Below are 1,510 nucleotides of genomic sequence, written 5' to 3' on the forward strand. Positions count from 1 at the left end.
TGATTGAAGAATGTGAAACTGTTTATAGAGTTTTACGACTCGATCTGACAACTTCTCATGCTGAAGATGTTACGGAACAAATCGCTGATTTTTATGTCGAAAATCATGAAATGAATGAAGAAAATACGCCATTGCAGCCTTTCGTTTTGAATAGTGAAGCTTATCATGCTTGTTTAAATGAAAGAGCAGCTTGCGATTATGAAGATAATCTCTATGGCTCTTATGAAAAACAGCATCGTTTACGCCCATGTGATGTCTTGGCAGATTATTGGTGGTAAACATGCCAAGTTATCTCAAGACTTCTTATCAAGGGATTCCGCTTTATTATGCTGGAAATATGCGAAATTTAATCAGACTCGAACCACAAAAACACAACGCTATTCTTTTCATATCGCAAGAGGTGGCTCAGTCTGTGGCAAAAAAATTGGAGGAAGAATATTGCCGTCATGATTTTTCCGTCGTGCAATAGCTAGATTGAAAAAGGGAGCCGCAATGATGGGCCCAAGTGCTTCTTTATTGCGGTGACCATGGTGCACGTTATGCTTTCGTTCTTAAGGGAAGATGAGGGGGAGATAAGGGGAATTGGGGGCCGATATGAGACAGAGGGGCTGATATGGGAAAGGGGGGCATGAAGAAAAGAGCTTATGGATGAGAAACTTGCGGGCGCTTTGCGAGGGGAAAAGGTGTCGGCTGGTTCATTGGGGGTGATTGAGGCAATGGAGGGGTGGGACAGGTCGTTATCCAGCTTTTGGGCTTTTCGTGTCACGAAAAGCATGCGGGAGAACAAAAATGAGACTTAGGAGGAAGAGAAGTAGCAGTACAGACAGGTTCCAACCTATAAAAAGGAAAGAGCAGAGGGGGAAAAGAGCAGAGCGTATGTTGGAGGATGATGCCAAACAGGGGGTGCAGGGAAGCAGGGAGCGTAGCAAACTCGGGACATGAATGTGAAAGAGCATGTTGGGAAATGGGGAAGTGAAAGCTGGGAATTTGGAGCGAATGCAAGGCGTATGCTGGAGAGGAAAACGAGAATGGGAGTGAGGCCAAGTGTTTAGAGGTATGGAGGTGTGATTTTAGGTGCTTTTGTGGTGTGTGCTAAGGGGGGGCATTATTTTACGTAATGATGAGCCAAGTGCTTCTTTATGGCGGTGACCATGGTGCGCGTTATGCCTTCGTTCTTAAGGGGAAGATTAGGGGGGAGATGAGGGGAATTGGGGGGCTGATATGGGAAAGGGGGGGCATGAAGAAAAGAGCCTATGGATGGGAAACTTGCAGGGGGGTGTGGAGGGGGGGGCAGCAGTTTTTGTGTTTTCGGGGGCACAATATTGAAGGATGCTGTCATCTTTAGTTCGTGTGATGGACACAGCTTAAAAAGGTGAATGCTTTAAAGAGGATATATTGCAAAAAACACTTTAAAGATGAAGGGGAGAAAGATCATGCCAATCATTATCGATTGTGTTCAGGGAACAGAAGAATGGATGAAAGTGCGTAATGGTTTGATTACGGCTTCTTT

Annotated in this window: 3 protein-coding genes and 1 pseudogene; all 4 read left to right on the forward strand. The window is 45.1% G+C overall.

Features of this window, described 5'->3' with window-relative positions; genetic code table 11:
- Positions 1-278 (forward strand): hypothetical protein (locus tag ACFIKE_RS10425; RefSeq protein WP_375649804.1); only part of this gene is annotated, 278 nt, incomplete at its 5' end.
- Positions 279-280: 2 nt separating this feature from the next.
- Positions 281-469: a hypothetical protein gene (locus ACFIKE_RS10430; protein ID WP_375649806.1), complete on the forward strand. Its 189-nt coding sequence runs from the start codon at positions 281-283 to the stop codon at positions 467-469.
- Between the two features lie 175 nt (positions 470-644).
- Complete coding sequence (locus tag ACFIKE_RS10435) at positions 645-800, forward strand: hypothetical protein (RefSeq protein WP_375649808.1); 156 nt, start codon at positions 645-647, stop codon at positions 798-800.
- Positions 801-1,433: 633 nt separating this feature from the next.
- Positions 1,434-1,510: pseudogene (locus ACFIKE_RS10440) on the forward strand (exonuclease); the annotation flags it as partial.

Origin of the sequence: Bartonella sp. MU70NMGDW (assembly GCF_042194085.1) — a bacterium.
Classification (GTDB): domain Bacteria; phylum Pseudomonadota; class Alphaproteobacteria; order Rhizobiales; family Rhizobiaceae; genus Bartonella; species Bartonella grahamii.